The 15,467-nt window shown below is 69.9% G+C and carries 18 protein-coding genes and 3 pseudogenes; 12 read left to right on the top strand and 9 right to left on the bottom strand.

The annotated features are described in order from the left end of the window. Positions 1-37: 37 nt before the first annotated feature. The 3 genes and pseudogenes from BLW57_RS43235 to BLW57_RS39195 form a co-directional block, all read left to right on the top strand. Positions 38-538, top strand: a complete 501-nt coding sequence (locus BLW57_RS43235; protein ID WP_371127879.1) for a helix-turn-helix domain-containing protein — start codon at positions 38-40, stop codon at positions 536-538. Then, positions 535-2,940: a tetratricopeptide repeat protein gene (locus BLW57_RS39200; protein ID WP_093480371.1), complete on the top strand. Its 2,406-nt coding sequence runs from the start codon at positions 535-537 to the stop codon at positions 2,938-2,940. The genes BLW57_RS43235 and BLW57_RS39200 overlap by 4 nt, the downstream gene beginning before the upstream one ends. A gap of 103 nt (positions 2,941-3,043) precedes the next feature. Then, positions 3,044-3,264, top strand: a pseudogene (locus BLW57_RS39195) (pentapeptide repeat-containing protein); the annotation flags it as partial. Between the two features lie 17 nt (positions 3,265-3,281). On the opposite strand, the pseudogene BLW57_RS41040 reads toward BLW57_RS39195, so the two are convergent. Together BLW57_RS41040 and BLW57_RS39190 are read right to left on the bottom strand one after the other, a co-directional pair. After that, positions 3,282-3,404: pseudogene (locus BLW57_RS41040) on the bottom strand (transposase); the annotation flags it as partial. A gap of 2 nt (positions 3,405-3,406) precedes the next feature. Next, a complete protein-coding gene (locus tag BLW57_RS39190) occupies positions 3,407-3,850 on the bottom strand; it encodes an ATP-binding protein (protein ID WP_093480370.1) in 444 nt (147 codons plus the stop codon). Between the two features lie 210 nt (positions 3,851-4,060). Between BLW57_RS39190 and BLW57_RS39185 the strand changes: the two genes are divergently transcribed. Beyond that, positions 4,061-4,420, top strand: a complete 360-nt coding sequence (locus BLW57_RS39185) for an STAS domain-containing protein (RefSeq protein ID WP_256339767.1) — start codon at positions 4,061-4,063, stop codon at positions 4,418-4,420. Positions 4,421-4,460: 40 nt separating this feature from the next. Here the strand turns inward: BLW57_RS39185 and BLW57_RS43230 are convergent, their stop codons facing one another. The 3 genes from BLW57_RS43230 to BLW57_RS39170 all read right to left on the bottom strand — a co-directional run bounded on the left by BLW57_RS43230 (position 4,461) and on the right by BLW57_RS39170 (position 7,114). Then, positions 4,461-5,171: a cytochrome P450 gene (locus tag BLW57_RS43230; protein WP_371127838.1), complete on the bottom strand. Its 711-nt coding sequence runs from the start codon at positions 5,169-5,171 to the stop codon at positions 4,461-4,463. Positions 5,172-5,188: 17 nt separating this feature from the next. Continuing rightward, entirely contained in the window at positions 5,189-5,485 is a 297-nt protein-coding gene (locus BLW57_RS43225) for a hypothetical protein (RefSeq protein WP_371127837.1), read from the bottom strand. Positions 5,486-6,268: 783 nt separating this feature from the next. Continuing rightward, positions 6,269-7,114 carry an RNA polymerase sigma factor SigF gene (locus BLW57_RS39170; protein WP_093480368.1) on the bottom strand — a complete coding sequence of 282 codons (846 nt, stop codon included), beginning with the start codon at positions 7,112-7,114 and terminating at the stop codon, positions 6,269-6,271. A gap of 432 nt (positions 7,115-7,546) precedes the next feature. Between BLW57_RS39170 and BLW57_RS42795 the strand changes: the two genes are divergently transcribed. The 5 genes from BLW57_RS42795 (at position 7,547) to BLW57_RS39145 (ending at position 11,376) form a co-directional block, all read left to right on the top strand. After that, a complete protein-coding gene (locus tag BLW57_RS42795) occupies positions 7,547-7,762 on the top strand; it encodes an ATP-binding protein (protein WP_306822910.1) in 216 nt (71 codons plus the stop codon). A 252-nt stretch (positions 7,763-8,014) separates the two neighbouring features. Further along, entirely contained in the window at positions 8,015-8,437 is a 423-nt protein-coding gene (locus tag BLW57_RS39160; protein ID WP_093480367.1) for a hypothetical protein, read from the top strand. A gap of 142 nt (positions 8,438-8,579) precedes the next feature. After that, positions 8,580-9,074, top strand: coding sequence for a hypothetical protein (locus BLW57_RS39155; RefSeq protein ID WP_143051658.1), 495 nt, complete (start codon positions 8,580-8,582; stop codon positions 9,072-9,074). 170 nt (positions 9,075-9,244) lie between these two features. Then, a complete protein-coding gene (locus tag BLW57_RS39150) occupies positions 9,245-9,970 on the top strand; it encodes a response regulator transcription factor (protein WP_093480365.1) in 726 nt (241 codons plus the stop codon). Then, entirely contained in the window at positions 9,967-11,376 is a 1,410-nt protein-coding gene (locus BLW57_RS39145; protein ID WP_093480364.1) for a sensor histidine kinase, read from the top strand. Before BLW57_RS39150 ends, BLW57_RS39145 begins: the two co-directional genes overlap by 4 nt. Positions 11,377-11,497: 121 nt before the next feature. Here the strand turns inward: BLW57_RS39145 and BLW57_RS39135 are convergent, their stop codons facing one another. After that, the gene (locus BLW57_RS39135) at positions 11,498-11,716 is read right to left on the bottom strand and encodes a hypothetical protein (protein ID WP_093480363.1); all 219 of its coding nucleotides are present in this window, start codon (positions 11,714-11,716) and stop codon (positions 11,498-11,500) included. A 244-nt stretch (positions 11,717-11,960) separates the two neighbouring features. Here BLW57_RS39135 and BLW57_RS39130 point away from each other — a divergent pair, with 244 nt between their 5' ends. Beyond that, positions 11,961-12,449, top strand: a complete 489-nt coding sequence (locus BLW57_RS39130; protein ID WP_093480362.1) for a GNAT family N-acetyltransferase — start codon at positions 11,961-11,963, stop codon at positions 12,447-12,449. Positions 12,450-12,616: 167 nt separating this feature from the next. Here BLW57_RS39130 and BLW57_RS43220 read toward each other — a convergent pair. Beyond that, positions 12,617-12,718, bottom strand: a pseudogene (locus tag BLW57_RS43220) (IS5/IS1182 family transposase); the annotation flags it as partial. 141 nt (positions 12,719-12,859) lie between these two features. Then, positions 12,860-13,030 carry a DUF5670 family protein gene (locus tag BLW57_RS39125; protein ID WP_059247750.1) on the bottom strand — a complete coding sequence of 57 codons (171 nt, stop codon included), beginning with the start codon at positions 13,028-13,030 and terminating at the stop codon, positions 12,860-12,862. A gap of 327 nt (positions 13,031-13,357) precedes the next feature. Here BLW57_RS39125 and BLW57_RS39120 point away from each other — a divergent pair, with 327 nt between their 5' ends. Beyond that, complete coding sequence (locus BLW57_RS39120) at positions 13,358-13,642, top strand: hypothetical protein (RefSeq protein ID WP_093480361.1); 285 nt, start codon at positions 13,358-13,360, stop codon at positions 13,640-13,642. Between the two features lie 47 nt (positions 13,643-13,689). Continuing rightward, positions 13,690-13,866, top strand: coding sequence for a hypothetical protein (locus BLW57_RS41715; protein ID WP_176985886.1), 177 nt, complete (start codon positions 13,690-13,692; stop codon positions 13,864-13,866). Positions 13,867-14,077: 211 nt separating this feature from the next. Here the strand turns inward: BLW57_RS41715 and BLW57_RS39115 are convergent, their stop codons facing one another. Next, on the bottom strand, positions 14,078-14,548 hold the full coding sequence (locus BLW57_RS39115; RefSeq protein ID WP_143051657.1) for a hypothetical protein: 471 nt from the start codon (positions 14,546-14,548) through the stop codon (positions 14,078-14,080). Between the last annotated feature and the right edge of the window lie 919 nt (positions 14,549-15,467).

Here is a 15,467-nt window from a genome sequence, read left to right as displayed (position 1 = left end):
TTCAGCGCGACGAAGATGAACATTGCTGAACAGCGGCGTGCACGCAGACCGGGGGGACGAATTGGGTGACAAGTCGGAAGACCGGGGTGAAACGGGTGAGCCACGGACGGCGCTGGCCACACTCCAGGCACGCCTCGCGGATGGTCTCGCGAAGTCCGGACTGAGCACGACACAGTTGGCCAGACGGATCAAGGTGGGGCGCACGACGGTGAGCAATGCCCTCAACCAGCCGAAGGTTCCGTCAGCGCGGACCGTCGCCGCCATCGCCAGCAATCTGGGTCTTGACCGGGACGATTTACTGGAACTGCGCCGCCAGGCCGCCGCTGAACAGGGCGCGCCGGACGAGCCCCGATCGTCGAGGCCGTCGGCAAGACCGCCCTCGCCCTGCAGGCCGCCCACCGGGCACGCGGCTGGTTCACCGGCGGCGTCCTCTTCGCCGACCTGTACGGCTACAGCCCCCAGCAGGAGCGGACACCGGGCGAGGTCGCGGACCAGTTCCTGGGCGCCCTGGGCGTCAGAAGAGCGGACATCCCAGTGACCACCCAGGGCAAGCTGGACACATGGCGGATCGCTCTCGACCGTCTGACGGCCGAAGGCCGCCCCTTGCTCGTGGTCCTGGACAATGTGCGCAGCGTGGGACAGGTCTCCGCGCTCCTTCCGCAGCCTCCGCACCGCGGCTTGGTGACCTCGCGGCAGTCCCTGGCCGCGTTGCGGGGCCACCGTGTGGATCTGGCGCCCCTCACCCCCCGCGAGGCCGTGGACCTCGTCCAGCAGGTTCTGTGCGCCGACGGCACCCGCGACGAGCGGGTCTCCGCCGAGCCCGAGGCAGCAGAGCGCCTGGCAAAACTGTGCGGGTACCTTCCCCTGGCGCTGGAGATCGTCGCCGCCCTGCTACGCAGTGAACCGGACCGGAGCCTGGCAAGCCAGGTACAGGAGTTGACTGACGCGAGGAACCGGCTGAGCCTGATCGCGATCGAGGAGACCGACGCGGAGAGCCGTCCCATGGCGGTGCGGGCCTCTTTCGATCTGTCCTACCGTCACCTGACGCAGTCTCAGGCACTCGCGTTCCGCCTGCTGTCCGTCGCTCCGGGGCCGAACGTCTCGACCGCCGCAGCCGAGGCCCTGCTCGGCGAGCCCGGCACCCAGCGGCTGCTGGCCGACCTGTCCCGCGCCCACCTGGTGACAGAATCGCGCGGCCGCTGGTCGATGCACGATCTCATCCGCCTGTACGCCGAGGAGCAGGGCGAGGCGCACTCGGACGGCGACCAGCGGGATGCCGCCCTCACCCGGCTGCTTGAGCACTACCTGACGAACTCCGTTGCGGCGGACACCCACTTGATTGCCATCGCGGGCTACAAGTCGCCCCGCTTCGACGGGCGTCGCCAGGCCCTGGAATGGCTGGACGCCGAACAGACGAACTTGGTGGCCGCTGCTACAGCCGCCCCGCGGCTCGGCCATCCCGGCGTGGCGAAGGCGCTGGCCTGCTCTCTTGCCCGCTACCTCGAACACCGCCGCCACTTCGACGACTTGATCACCCTGAGCACCGCTGCCCGCGACATCAGCCGCGAAGACGGCGATCGCGCGGTCGAAGGCACCATGGTCGACAACCTCGGGCTCGGCCTGCGCCACCTGCGTCGGTTCGAGGAGGCCGTCGCCGCGCACACCGAGGCCGCCGCGATCTTCCGGCAACTGAAGGACCGGGGTCAGGAGGCGCTCGCGCTGAACCACGTCGGTATCGCGCTGAGCGGGGCGGGACGGGCGGAAGAGGCCGTCACCACCTACATGGAGGCCAAGAGGTTGCTCGCCCTCATCCCCGAAAAGCTGCACCTGACGGCCTCGGTCGAGGGCAACCTCGGCGCGGCGCTGGGGGAAGCGGGCCGGGACGACGAGGCCATCAAGGCCCATACCCGGGCCGCCAAGACCTTTCGCCGGATCCGCGACCGGAGCGAGGAGGGGGCGGCCTTGAGCAGCCTCGGGGGAGCCCTCCAGCACGTGGGCAAATACGACGAGGCCATCGCGGTCCACAGCCGCGCCGTCAAGATCCACGCGCGCCTCGACGACCCGCAGCGCGAAGCCGGGGCTCTGAACAACCTGGGCGCCACCTTGCACTTGACGGGGAGGACGAAGGAGGCCGTCTACGCCCTTACCCGGGCCGCCGAGCTGTTCCCGACAGTCGGCGACCGGTACGGCGAAGCCTCTGCCCTGATCAACCTCGGCAATGCGCTGCGGCAGACGGACCGCAGCGCTGAGGCCGTCGGCATCCTCACCCGAGCCGCCCGGATCTTCCAGGGTTTCCGGGCCGACGGCTATGAGGCTCAGGCGTCCCAGGCCCTCGGGGAGGTACTGGTGGCGCTCGACAGGGCCGAGGAGGCTGTCACCGCCTTCTCCCGGGCGGCCGTGCTCTGCCGCGCGTCGGGCGACCACAGCCATGAAGGCATGTCCCTGCTGAGTTCGGCTGCCGCCCTGGAAGCGGCGGACCTCCCGGACGAGGCCGCCGCCGACTACGCGCGGGCCGCCACGGCCTTCGAACGCGCCGATGACGCCCCTGCCAGGGGCTGGGCGCTGACCAACCGCGCGGATGCACTGCTACGGGCGGGCAGAACCGGGGAGGCACTGTCGGCGGCGGACACGGCGCTGGAGCACAACCGGCGCGTGGTCGCGGACGGATCTGTCGTGTACACGCATGTCCTGGCCCACTCCCTCATGCTGCTGGCACGGCTGCGCGAGGAGGAGCAGCAGGACCTGCCCGGGAGCCTGTCGGCGGCGATCGAAGCGGCCGCGCTGTTCACCCGGCTCGCCGAGGCGCACCCCGAGGCGTTCACCCCCTCGCTACGACAGGTGCTCGAACAGTGGGCGCGTGTGCTGGAGTTGCTCCACCGCACGCGGGAGGCCGAGGAGGTGCGCCAGCAGGTGGCGGGGATTGACCGCGACCAGGCCTGACCATACGACGCGGGCCGGCGGGTCGCAGCCGCGGAGGCCGGGGGGCTTGTGGCGCCCCGGCCCGGTGAGGCGTCCGTCAGAGGGTGGAGGTTCGCGCACCTGCGTGGCCTACCGCAGCCACCGCGTCGACGAGGACTGCGCCCTGCGCGACGCCACCCGCCGGCACACCGAGCGCTTCACCACCGCCGTCTCCCAGCTCTGTGAGGAATCCGCGGCCATCCGCCTCGGCGGCGTACACGCACTGGCCGAACTCGCCGACGACGCCCCACCCGCGAACTACGACAGACCTGCATCGACGTCCTGTGCGCCTACCTCCGCTGCCCTACATCCCCGAAGCCGGGACGGCGTTCGTAGCGGTGGCTGAGTCGGCGGTAGGCGGTCAGCCAGGACATCGTCCTCTCGATCACCCACCGGCGCCGTCCGAGCCGTTGCGATGACTCGACGCCCTTGCGGGCGATGCGGACACCTACCGGGTGCCGTCGCGGAACGGGTCGTCTGTCAGGGCCAGGCGGGCGGTGAGGCGTTTGCCGACCGGCTCCCGCATGGCTTCGAAACTCTGGCAGAGAGCCATGACGATCTCCAGGCCGTGCTGACCCACCCGCCCCGCGTCGGCGGCGCGCGCTACCGGCAGGACCGGGTCGGAGTCCCAGACCTGGACCTCCACCAGGTCCCCGGCGATCCGCAGGTCCAGCAGGATCGGGCCGGCGGCGTACTTCTGCGCGTTGGTGACCAGCTCGCTCACCACCAGCTGCGTCACCTCCACCGCGCGCTCGGAAACGGCGATCTCGTGCTCGACGCGCATACGGGTCAGGAAGCCGGCGGCCAGGTGGCGAGCCTCGGCGATGCAGGCGCCCTGCCCGTCCAGAGCCACCGCGGCGCCCAGAGGGGCCTCATGTGAGTGGGGCGTCATGCTCTCCTCGCCCAACAAGACTCGTTCCATCCGTTGCCGCCTCCACTGCCGCATATATTCACACACGGATACCCGTGATCGGCTCGGGCAATCCAGCTGTGAACGTACTGTTGCGTATGCCACACAGCAGCATCCTCTCGTACGATGCCGGGCATCGCTTCGGGCAAAATGCCAGGTCGTAGTGTTGTCGAGAATGCTGAGGACTTTGTCGTGGAGACCGAGAACGTGTACCAGCCGGAACCGCTGACGGTCACCTCCACCACCACCGACGGCACCACCGTCGTGGCCGTGTCCGGCGAGATCGACCACAACAGCGCCGGCCCCCTGATCCAGGCCTTGGACCTCGGCGAACTCGGCTCGCCGCCCCGCGTGGTCATCGACATGCGAGACGTGACCTTCATGGACTCCAGCGGCATCAACGTCCTGCTCACCGCTCACCGCGACCTCACCCCCGCAGGCTGGCTGCGCCTGGCCGGCGCGCAGAACTCCGTCATGCGCACCCTGGAGCTCGTCGGCGTCGACAGCGTCATCCCTTGCTACCCCAGCCTCACCGACGCCCTCGCCGCCTGACACAACCGGCGGGCGCGGTGCCGCGTCAGCGAACGCCGGGTCAGAGCCGCTTGCAGCAACTACGGGGCGTGGCACGGGTGTTCGGTGTCCCCAGGGGCAGGCAGGAAGTAGCCGCCGAACTTCGGTCCACCGCCTGAGAACCCCCGCGACGCGTCCTGATCTGCCTCCACCAGCTCACCCCCGACACCGGATTCACCGTGCTGCGCACGGCCTCCCGGCTCTCCACCACCAAACTGCACACCGTCGCCGAAGCCGTCATCACCTGGGCGGCAGAACCACCGGCCACCTGTCCCCCGCCGACCAGGTGACCCCAAACGGCCGGCGGCCGCCGCGCAGTGTGGCCAGGCGGGGAGGCGAGGGTTTCGAGGACGGTCAGGGTGACGTCCTCGCCGGGGCAGCGGTGGTGGGCCGCGGGGTCGCCCCCTCCTTGCGGCACCAGGGTGTCGCGGTCGGGCTCCCGGTCCAGGAAGCGGCTGGGGTCGAAGGCGTACGGGTCGGGCCATAGACGCGGGTCGTGGTTTTGTCCGTACAGGTCGAGCAGGACCATGCTGCCCGCGGGGATGTCCTGACCGTCCCAGTGCAGATCAGTTGCGGCGAGGCCGCCGACGAACGGCGCGAACGGGTAGGACCGGCGGACCTCGTGGCCGTAGGCGCGAGCGTAGGAGGCGTCACCGTCGGCGAGCTGTTTGCGGTGTTCGGGCCGCCGGTGGAGGGCGTGCGCTGCGAAGGTCAGGAACCAGGTGACCGTCACGGTCGGGCGGATGACGTTCAGAACCTCGACTGCTGCTGTATGGGGATCGAGGGGTGGCCAGAGGTGTCGCGGTGGGCCGCCACCGTCTGCAGCACCGATCCGTCGGGGGCCGTATGCGTTCCGCGGCGGGTTGCCTCGATGAGCTCGGCGATCCGCGCTTTCTGACGGCTGCGGGCACGACTGGCCCGCATGCGCAGGGTGTAGCGGGCCGGCGCGGTGACCTTCGCCGCCGCTTCGGTGCCCTTGCCGCACACGTCGCCCATCACGGTGCACCACCACGGCCCCTTCGATTGGAAGAGGTCGTAGAGAAGCACCGACGACCTCCGTGCCGCCGGCTGCGGGAAGGTAGGAGGCTGCCGCTGTCCAGACCGGGGATCGGCCGTAGGACGGGCGGCAGCAGGCTGTCCTGCAGACTGCGGGCGAGCTCCATGGATGCCGCCAGAGCCTCTTGTGAAGCGGCCGGCGAGGTGCGCAGATTGATTTCGTTGCCGGCCGAGCGGGCCATCGTCTCCAGCACGGCAAGTTCGTCCGCCTGCCAGGTGCGCGGGTTCTCGCCGATCACGCACATGCTGTCCAGCACCTCGCCGTCCGGGCCGAGGACCGGACAGCCGCCCACGCGCCGATCTTCATCGGGCCGACCGACGGGTGATCCGGGTGCGCTGGTCGACGGCCGCGTCCTGGACCGTGAAGCGCTCACCCGCCAGGCCGACGAGGAAGTAGCAGAAGCTCTCCGAGATCGGTTCTGACGCGCGCCGGTACCCGCCAGCCCGTCACGTTCGCCGCCACCTGTGCCAGGCTGTGGAACTCCGGCTCCGGTCCCGTATCGAGCAGTCCGGTCGCGGCCACCGCCGCCAGACGCACAGGATCCGACAGCGCTGCCGACAGGCCGTCCTCGCGCACCCCGCCCGGGAATCTCACGGGCATTCCTCGCGCTCCTTCACCACGGGCACCCTCGCTGCAACGGTAGCGGGCCTCCGCCGGCAGACGGCCACGCGCACGCCCGGGGGTATCGGGCTCTACCCGGGCCGCCTGCCGGCAGCCGTTTGTGAGGGGCTGCTGCCGCCCTTCCCGACGGCATGCGGGCGCCCGCGGACATGTCAGCGAGTGGTCAGCATGCCCTCGCGCAGGCGTGCCAGGCAGCGGGACAGGAGACGGGAGACGTGCATCTGGGAGACGCCGAGATGCTCGCCGATCTGGGCCTGGGTGAGCTCGTCGACGAACCGCATGTGGATGATCCTCCGATCGCGTTCGTCGAGCGCGGCGATCATCGGGGCCAGGGCATGGAAGTCCTCGACGAGTTCCAGGGCGGGGTCGTCGGTGCCGATGAAGTCCGCGAGCGCCGTCTCACCGTCCTCGCTGCTGCTCAATGCGGCGTCGAGGGAGGTGGAGTTGTAGCCGTTGGAGGCGAGGCGGGCTTCGCGCACCTCGTCCTCGGACAGGCTCATCAGCTCCGCCAGCTCCTTGTCCGTCGGCGTCCTTCCGAGCCGGCTGCGCAGCTCTTCACCGGCGCGGGCGAGCTGGACGCGGGCCTCCTGCAGTCGGCGCGGCACGTGCACCGCCCAGGTCGTGTCGCGGAAGAACCGCTTGATCTCACCCACGATGTAGGGGATGGCGAACGAGGTGAACTCCACTTCCCGGGTCAGCTCGAACCGGTCGATCGCCTTGATCAGACCGACCATGCCGACCTGGACGATGTCCTCCATCTCCTCCGCGCCCCGACTGCGGAACCGGCCGGCCGCGTAGCGGACCAGGGACATGTTCATCTCGATCAGTGTGTTGCGGGCATCGCTGTACTCGGGCGTACCCTCCTCCAGAACCGCCAGCCGGTCGAAGAACAGCCGCGACAACCCACGAGCATCCTTCGGGGCCACCCGGGAAGGATCGGCAACCTCCGGCAGACTCCCCATCCGCGTGTCGGTACCGGCAGCAGTCATTGTCGCCATGAAGCTTCCTCCCCATCATCCCCCGTGCGTCGCCAGCCCGATATGAGCCGACGACACGCGGAGTACCCTCGCAACCTTGAGCTATGCCGGTCTACCGGCCGTGCCGTCCGGGCGACCGCCGCGAAGGGTCGACAGGACCACCATCATTCCCCACGGCCTTCCGTGTACCGGTGGAGAATCGGCTGTATGGAGTCGCCGCAGGCGCCGCAACCGACGTGCGGCCCTCGCCGGCGTGCTCGTGCCCGCCGGCAACGGAGGCGAGCCCGCCGTCCGGGCTTTTGGGAGCGAGCGTCGCAGGAGTGCTTACCGGGTAAGCACGCACCCTTACGCTTCCGGCTCGACTCTGCTCTTTACCTGGTCCGCTGCGCGAGTGCCTCGTCCGCAGCACTCTGCTGGTGTTCGGGCAGCTGGCCCGCCGCCACCGGCATCACCGTGAACGTACGCGGAACCGCGGACGCGGTGATCCTTGGCGTCGCAGACGACGGCCACGGCGTCGCCCCACAAGATCGCGAGCGGATCTTCGAACGATCCGTCCGCCTGGACGAGGCGCGCAGCCGCGACGACGGCGGGACCGGCCTCGGTCCGGCCATCGCCCGCGATGTCGTCCGGCTCCATGGTGAAACGCTGGACATGAAACGCCGGACATGAAGGACGCCGCCGGCGGCGGAGCGGTCTTCGAGGTCAGACTGCCCGGCGCGCACTGAACGGCGGCGCGCTCAGCCACCGGCATGGGCCACGGCAGATCCCTCTCCTGGCATTGGTGGCGAAACTTTGGAGATCTGCTGGGCTCGTGCTCGTCGTTTGCTGGGCCGGCTCTTTACAGCGTCTTCCTAGCGTCGTTGCCGTCCCCCGGTGGTCCGGCTCCCGGATCACCGAGTCCCTGACACCTGGAGACCGTTCATGCGTTCCCTGCCTCGCCGTGCCCTCCTCGCCGCTCCCGCAGCCGTGCTGATGTTCTCCCTCGCCGCCTGCGGTGGCGGTTCTTCCGACTCCGGCTCCGACTCCGGCAGTTCCAAGTCGGACACCCAGCAGGCCGCACAGAGCACGGGCGGTGCCGATGCGGCGGGCGAGGCCGCCGGGGACACCGACGACAAGAAGGAGCCGCCGCTCACGGGCGACATCAAGCAGAAGGCCGAGGCCGCCGCACTCGCCGCCTACCCGGGCACAGTGCTTAAGTCCGAGGAGGACGCGGAGAAGCCCGGCATGTACGCGGTGGAGGTGAAGAAGGAGGACGGCACCTCGGTCGAGGTGTACCTGGACAAGTCCTTCAAGGTCACCGACACCAAGCAGGAAGGCACCGAGGAGACCGAGAAGGACGGCTGAAACCAGGGGCCGGCCGGCCGGAAGGGGGCAGCAGGTGCCGAGCAAGCACGAGAAGACCACCCTGTCACTGTCGGACTCCGAGGTGACAGCGGTCCTGGGGCCTGCGATCCCTGACTCCCCACGGGGAGGCCAAGGGGACCGCTTGGCGGAGGAAGCCTTCGACTACCCATCGCCTTCCCCCGCCCACGCCTGGTCCTCGGACGACAGCGCGGCCGGCCCCGGCACGACAGCGGCTGCCGAGTCGCAGCTGAGGACCGAGACCGGCGCGCGTCTGCCCACCCGGGCGAGGAACCACAGCGGGCGGCAGCACATGGCCACCCGGCACCGGTCGGACCTCGGGGCCGTCGCCGCGCTCGTCCTTCTCGGTGGCTTCGGCATCGCCCTGTCCACCATCAGCGACACTGTCACCTCCGCCCAGGACCCGGGCGGCAACGCCCCGGTCTCGACTCCCAAGTCGCCAGGCACACAAACCCTCCCGCCGAACGCGACGCTCCCCGCCGAACCGCCCGGTGGTGGAGCGAACGCGGTGACCCCACCGACGCAGACGGTCGTACCGCCCGTCACCGACGACCGCGCTGACGACGACCAGGGAGAGAAGGAACGGGGACGCGAGGACGCGGACCACGCCGACGACTGACTCCCCAGAGCCGACGTCGTCACTGTCCCGCTCCCGCCGCCCGGCCGATCACACTCCCGCGGCGCCGATCGGCCGGGTGGACCCCTTCCCCGCCCCTACATCTCCCAGGCCCCAGGCGGCTTCCCGTGAACACCACAACTCCCCTGGCACAGCTGTGCGAACCTTGCGCCATGCGGCTCCTGCTCATCGAAGACGACGACCGAATCGCCGGCCCCCTCACCGAAGGGCTCGGGCGCTACGGATTCACCGTGAACCACGCCCGCACCGGTGCCGCCGGACTGGCCGGCACCGAGGGCGCCCCGGACCTGGTCCTGCTCGACCTCGGCCTGCCCGACATGGACGGCCTGGACGTCTGCCGCAGCCTGCGCGCCCGCTCCGCCGTACCCATCATCATGATCACCGCGAGGGGAGAGGAAGCCGACCGCATCGTCGGCCTGGAACTCGGCGCCGACGACTACCTCGCCAAGCCCTTCGGCGTACGGGAGCTCGTGGCCCGCATCCGCGCGGTCACCCGGCGCACCAGCGGCGCGCTGACCTACCCCGCACCGGCCCATCCGGCGGCCCCCGAGACTCCCGGACCACAACCGCTCGGCGCCCTGGACATCAACCGCCGCACCCGGCAAGTTCGCCTCGGCGGCCGGGAGATACCTCTCACCCCCCGCGAATTCGACCTCCTCGCCTTCCTCGCCGAGGACCCCGGCACGGTCCACTCGCGGCAGCAGATCATGGACACGGTCTGGGACCCCCACTTCTTCGGCCCCACCAAAACCCTCGACGCCCATGTCGCCGCCCTGCGCCGCAAACTCGGCGACCCGGTATGGATCACCACGGCTCGCGGTGTCGGCTTCCGCCTCACCGTCCCCGGCGACAACGCGCAAGGCGAGACGGCAGAATGACCCGACGCCTGCTGCTCAGCTACCTCGGCCTGGCGATCCTCGTCCTGGCCGGACTGGAGATCCCCCTCGGCTGGATCTACGCCCGCGCCGAAGTCTCCCGCGCCTCCCAGAGCGTCGAACGCGACGCCTCGATGCTCGCCGAGGTCACCGAGGAGAACATCGAAGAGGGCAACCTCGACGCCCTGCCCGACGTCGTGGGCGACTACGCCACCCGCACGGGCGGCCGCGTCGTCGTCACCGACCGGCAGGGCATCGTCCTGGCCGACTCCGACCCCTCGGGCCGGACGGGCATCGGCATCAGCACCCAGCCGGACATCGCCCGCGCCCTGCGCAACGAGCCGACGGTCGTCACCGGGGACGAGGTGCTGTCGGCCACGATGCCCGGCTCCTCCGGCACCACCGTCCGCGGTGCCCTGCGCCTGACCCACCCGATGGCCGAGGTCCACACCCGCGTCCACCGCATCTGGGGCGCCCTCGCCCTGGCCGGCGCCTGCATCCTGGCCGCAGTTGCGCTGGCCGCCTTCACCCTCGCCCGCTGGATCACCCGGCCCCTGCGCACCCTGGAAGCCGCCACCGCCCAGCTGGCCGACGGCCGGCTCACCAACCCGCCGGACACCGCCACCGGCCCGCCCGAACTGCGCAGCCTCGCCGTCTCCTTCACCCACACGGCCACCCGCCTGCAACAACTCCTCAACGCTCAGCAGGCGTTCGCCTCCGAAGCCTCCCACCAGCTGAAGACACCGCTCACCGCCCTCCGTCTGCGCTTGGAGAATTTCGAGCCCCACCTCGACCCCCGCGCCCACGGCAGCCTGGAAGAAGCCGTCGGCGAGGTGGAACGCCTCAGCCGGATGGTGCAGGGACTGCTCGCCCTGGCCCGCCTGGAGAACAGCGCCACCACGCCCGAACCGGTCGACCTCGACACCGTCATCGCCGACCGGGCCGCCATGTGGGAGCCGCTCGCCGCCGAGCAGTACGTCGCTCTCGCCATCACCGGCCGCACGGCCGGCAGGGTATGGGCGATCCCGGGCGCCCTGGAGCAGATCATCGACAACCTGGTCGCCAATGCCCTACGCGTCTCCCCACCCCGCACCACCATCGCCCTCCACCGCGCCCCGGGCACCGAACTCCACGTCATCGACCAAGGCCCGGGCATGCCCGAAGCAGACCGCGCCCGCGCCTTCGACCGCTTCTGGCGCTCCTCCGACTCCCATCACGACGGAACCGGCCTCGGCCTGCCCATCGTCCGCCACCTCGTCCACGCCTCCGGCGGCGACATCACCCTGCACCCGGCCCCCGGCACCGGCCTGGACGCCGCCGTACGCCTGCGCCCGGTGACCGGCGGGCGGTCAGGGGGCGCGGGAATCGGATCGTCCAAATCGGCACAGGCGGCTGCACCAGTGCCGTGACCCGGCGGCCCGCTGGAGTCCGGCCAGACGGGCGAGGGCGGTGAACCCGTCCTCGGTGCCGGGCCAGTGAGCCCGCACGGTCTCGATCCCGGCCCGCCGGAAGGCCGCCACACGGTGCACGTCACGTGCGGGCGAGGCTCGCCCGGGCGGCGATCATGAAGGCGTTCTTGTGCTCTTCCAGGTGCTCGTTGACTGCCAGGTCACCGATCCCTCGCCAGACCGCTTGGTCGAGAGCACGTCCGTAGGCGCGGGCAGGGGCCTCGAGGGCCGCGTCACAGAGGAGGGCGGCACCACGATCTGCCGTCCGGAGCTTGGTCATGACGGCCTGTGTCCTAGTCATCCAGCCGTCCTCGTCGGCAGCACACCGCCGAGCACCACACCCCCGAGCGAGAGGGCCGACACCCACAACTCGCCCGCCATGCCAACTCTCCTCACGCGAAACATCCTTGTGGTTCGCACCATCGTCTCGTACCGGCCGATCCGAGCTGAGGGCGGCGGCCTCGGCGGCCCGGAGCGCGGGCTGGAGAAACAGTTTTGTCACTCATGCGATCGGCGTGCATGCTGGCTCGCCGGAGGTGCCGAAGGTGATCAACGTTGTGTTGAAGCTGTCAGCCCGTGACTTCGTGCATGCGGACCTGGCCTCGTGCGGGTGGGCAGGTTCGTACCACCACCTGGCCAACGTCGCCGAGCAGTTGGAACGCGCCCTGATCGGTGAGGTCGACTACCTCGCGGTCTGCGCTGCAACCGACATCCCTCTGGCGAAGGGCGGCGTCGACTACCAAGTCAAGGAGGGTGTCGGCACGTTGTGGCAGCTGGCAGTCCACCCCGCGCTGCAATCGTGCGGAATCGGCACCTTCCTTGTCGAAGCCGCAGAACTAAGGATCAGGAAGCGAGGTCTGCGGCATGCCGAGCTGGCCGTAGAGGAGAGCAACCCCCGGGCACGTGCCCTGTACGAACGACTGGGATATGTCGCGTACGACCGTCAGCCGGACTCATGGCACGAGCAGGCCCCCGGTGGAACATTGCGCCGCTACGAGACCATGTGCACATTGATGCGGAAGGACCTCGCGTAGGCCGGCGGCGTGGCCAGCGCTGGTACCGGATGGCCGCCGGCGCCGCCGGCCAGGTCCAGGCGGCGCCGCGACGTGGCGCCTGCGGGACCAGGGCCCGATGAGGCCTCGAGAGATTGTCGCTCTGGCTCAGGTGGCGCCGGAGATGTTTTTCCTGTTCAGGACCTGCCAGGGGCGGTGGTAGTGAGGCGGCGGGTCATGCGGGTGATCGCGGCCCAGGTGATCAGTGTCTCGGAGTGCTGGATGAGCCGTTCATCGTCTCTGCGGATGCGGCCGCCACGGGTGAGGCGGCCGGTGCATCACACACATACCCCAGAGAGTCCTGTTACGCGAGCGGGGGCCCGGCCGTGTCCGGCCGGGCCCCAATCACTGCTCGCGCGTGACGCGTTCCTCGCGCCGGATGTGTCCGTCGCCTACCAGCGGTACCAGCGGCCCTTACGGCCGCCACTGTCCGCGGAACGGACGACGAAGCCCAGCAGCCACACGACGAGCACGATCACCGCGATCCACCACAGCGCCTTCAATGCGAAACCCGCACCGAACAGGATCAGAGCCAGCAGAAGAACCAGAAGCAGGGGAACCATCGTTATCAACCTCCTGGCCACCAGATGCCCCTACCTCTGACTGACAAGCCCACAAGATGCGAGTTACTTCCGCGGGGAACGGGGCATATGCGCGGGCGCCGCGCGCCATGCACACCAATCGCGGTGAGCAGCAGGATTGCTGTGTCCATGGGGGCGCGTAGCGTGGGCCAGTCGAACTCGCAGCAGGAATCGCCCTGCCACTCATCGCAGAGCAGCCCGCTTCCATCGCCGTGCCGACGGCGCGGCAGCGTCAGCTGCGGCAGTTGGCCCTCCGTCACGCCCAGACATCGATTCGCCGACCACAGCTGCACCCGCGCCGAGTGCCGCATGGCAGCCGTCCGGGGCCGCCGCCAGCGCAACCTGGACCGTCTGCGCGGTCCTACCGCACGCCTTCCGCCCTATCCCGCCGCCCGGTGGGCCGTCCGTCTGCGCGAACAGGTCATGTCCGGGAAGGACATCGCCGACCGAGCCGGCTTGTCCGTAACCCCGGTCAGCCGCCTGCTCCGCACCCCGCCACAAGGCCAGACGGCCCGGGGCATCGCCCACACCACCGTCGACGCCGTCCTCGGCATCCTCCTCCCCACCCGCCGCGTACCGGCGCACCCGGCCTGACCGAGGTCACCGAAGCCTCCCGTGCCGGCCGACTTGGCACGCGCCGAATGGCCCGCCCCGCACCCGCCCAGCGCCTGGACGTCAGCCCGCGCACCATCGCCGAAGTCCCCGACGGCGCCGAACTCGGCCAGGATCTCGCCGCGCAGCCCGATGACATCGAGGCCGCGATCACCGAGTACCAGCCCCGAACTGATGCCCTCCTTACCGCTCACAGGGCCGCGTGAACGCCTGCGGCATCTGCAAAAAGGCCGACGCTCTCTGAGAACGCCCTGCGAGGCCGGCCGGCCTCATACCGGAGGGATGCCCATGGCAAGCGGCCCCGCCGGCCATGGGCACGATTGCCGCCCCCGCTGTCCACTGCGCACCACGTGTTGCAGGCTGCCACTGCATGGTGCCCTGCCCCACGAGGCGGCAGGGCACCATACGGCGAGGGGGTCAGCCGATGTGGTAGATGGTGATGGTCACGTCACCGTCCGGACCGGGGATGTTGTACGCGCCGGGGCCGTGGAAGGGCTCGCAGCCCTGGGCCAGGACGTCGTCGGCGTTGATGCCGGTGTCGTCCTCGCCCACGAAGGCGCATACCTCGGTGATGAGGTGATCGGCGTAGCGGTGCGTGAAGCCGGCCTCGGGGTAGCGCGGGACGGTGGGGGTGTTGATGTCCAGGTCCGGGTGCTCCCACAGGGTGGTCTGCCGGAGGCCGTCATCGGTCACGTAGACCTTGCCGTAAGGCTCGGGAAGATCGTTGTCGTCCTTCTCCTGGGGATTGGAGAACTCGATCGAGTAGGTGACGAGCCCCCCGGGATACTGTGCCTGAGCAGCGGACTGGGCCTGAGCCGATCCGGCACTCACCACACTGGCCAGCAGCAGGGCGGTCGAGGCGAGGGCCACCGGTCGACCAATGGACATCGGACGCATCCCTGTCTCCTCTCACTCAAAGTAGTCATCCGACTACGCTCCGAAGATACGGCGGGCATGAGGTCGATCGGGGGGTGCACCGGTCAAACCACCTGGGCGTATGGCGCTGAGGCTCTGACCACGGTGAGTGCGCGGGGTGGCCGCCCCTTGGGGGCGAAGCAGAGCGCGTTGGGGAACATCACGGCGAAACGCAACGCGCCACGGTCAACTGTGCCGCTCAGGCACACAGGGTCGACCGGACGAAATCACCTGCCTGTGGCTACAGGGCCGAAGTCGAGTCGCTTGACCTCGGTCAACTCCACGTGCCCGTCGGCCAGATGGTGTCTCGAGCCGGCCCAGCGCCAGTAGAGAGGCGAGGGGCCCTTGCGGCTCCCAATGACCTGCTCTGCGACGACCAGGCACTGTCGCCGTTCGAGGTCCAGCGCAAGACGCTCCAGACCATCGGTGAGCACTTAGGACTGGACCTGGCCTTCCGGCAGGCGTTCGAGAGCGGGCAGCTGTCCTGAGCGGTCACCCGCGTCTCGCCACCATCGCCCTGCCAGCCCCTCCCCCACCGCGGCCGGCTCGGCGGCGTCCCACCGACTGATGGGTTCAGCACCCCGCAACCAGCAGGCACTCCTGACCAGCGCGTCGATAGGCGACACTCGTCCGGGCGGAAGCCGTTCACCCCATGCAGCGCGGGAAGCCGGACGTCGGCGCGAGTGCGCGCCAAGGCCCAGTGGAAGGCGGCTCACCGGCCGGCGCCACACGCCGATTCTGGAACACACCAGTGCGGGCCCCAGCCGATGCCGGTGTGGACGTGGACGTGAAACGCCCGGCGATCTCCATGACACACACTTGCGACGACCATCTATGCGGCCAGTGCGCGCAGTTGACGATCCATCAGGCTCGACCGCCGCGGGATCACGGG

This window comes from Streptomyces sp. 1222.5 (assembly GCF_900105245.1).
Taxonomy (GTDB): Bacteria; Actinomycetota; Actinomycetes; order Streptomycetales; family Streptomycetaceae; genus Streptomyces; species Streptomyces albidocamelliae.
Note: the sequence above shows the minus strand (reverse complement) of the source record. Positions and strands in the feature narration are given on the sequence as shown.

What these genes read in the sequence shown, in the direction of transcription:
- BLW57_RS39135 (WP_093480363.1), bottom strand. Translation starts at nt 11,716, where the DNA reads ATGACTAGGACACAGGCCGTCATGACCAAGCTCCGGACGGCAGATCGT.
- BLW57_RS39170 (WP_093480368.1), bottom strand. Translation starts at nt 7,114, where the DNA reads ATGGCGACAATGACTGCTGCCGGTACCGACACGCGGATGGGGAGTCTG.
- BLW57_RS39190 (WP_093480370.1), bottom strand. Translation starts at nt 3,850, where the DNA reads ATGACGCCCCACTCACATGAGGCCCCTCTGGGCGCCGCGGTGGCTCTG.
- BLW57_RS39145 (WP_093480364.1), top strand. Translation starts at nt 9,967, where the DNA reads ATGACCCGACGCCTGCTGCTCAGCTACCTCGGCCTGGCGATCCTCGTC.
- BLW57_RS41715 (WP_176985886.1), top strand. Translation starts at nt 13,690, where the DNA reads ATGGCCCGCCCCGCACCCGCCCAGCGCCTGGACGTCAGCCCGCGCACC.
- BLW57_RS39115 (WP_143051657.1), bottom strand. Translation starts at nt 14,548, where the DNA reads ATGTCCATTGGTCGACCGGTGGCCCTCGCCTCGACCGCCCTGCTGCTG.
- BLW57_RS39160 (WP_093480367.1), top strand. Translation starts at nt 8,015, where the DNA reads ATGCGTTCCCTGCCTCGCCGTGCCCTCCTCGCCGCTCCCGCAGCCGTG.
- BLW57_RS39125 (WP_059247750.1), bottom strand. Translation starts at nt 13,030, where the DNA reads ATGGTTCCCCTGCTTCTGGTTCTTCTGCTGGCTCTGATCCTGTTCGGT.
- BLW57_RS39120 (WP_093480361.1), top strand. Translation starts at nt 13,358, where the DNA reads ATGGCAGCCGTCCGGGGCCGCCGCCAGCGCAACCTGGACCGTCTGCGC.
- BLW57_RS39150 (WP_093480365.1), top strand. Translation starts at nt 9,245, where the DNA reads ATGCGGCTCCTGCTCATCGAAGACGACGACCGAATCGCCGGCCCCCTC.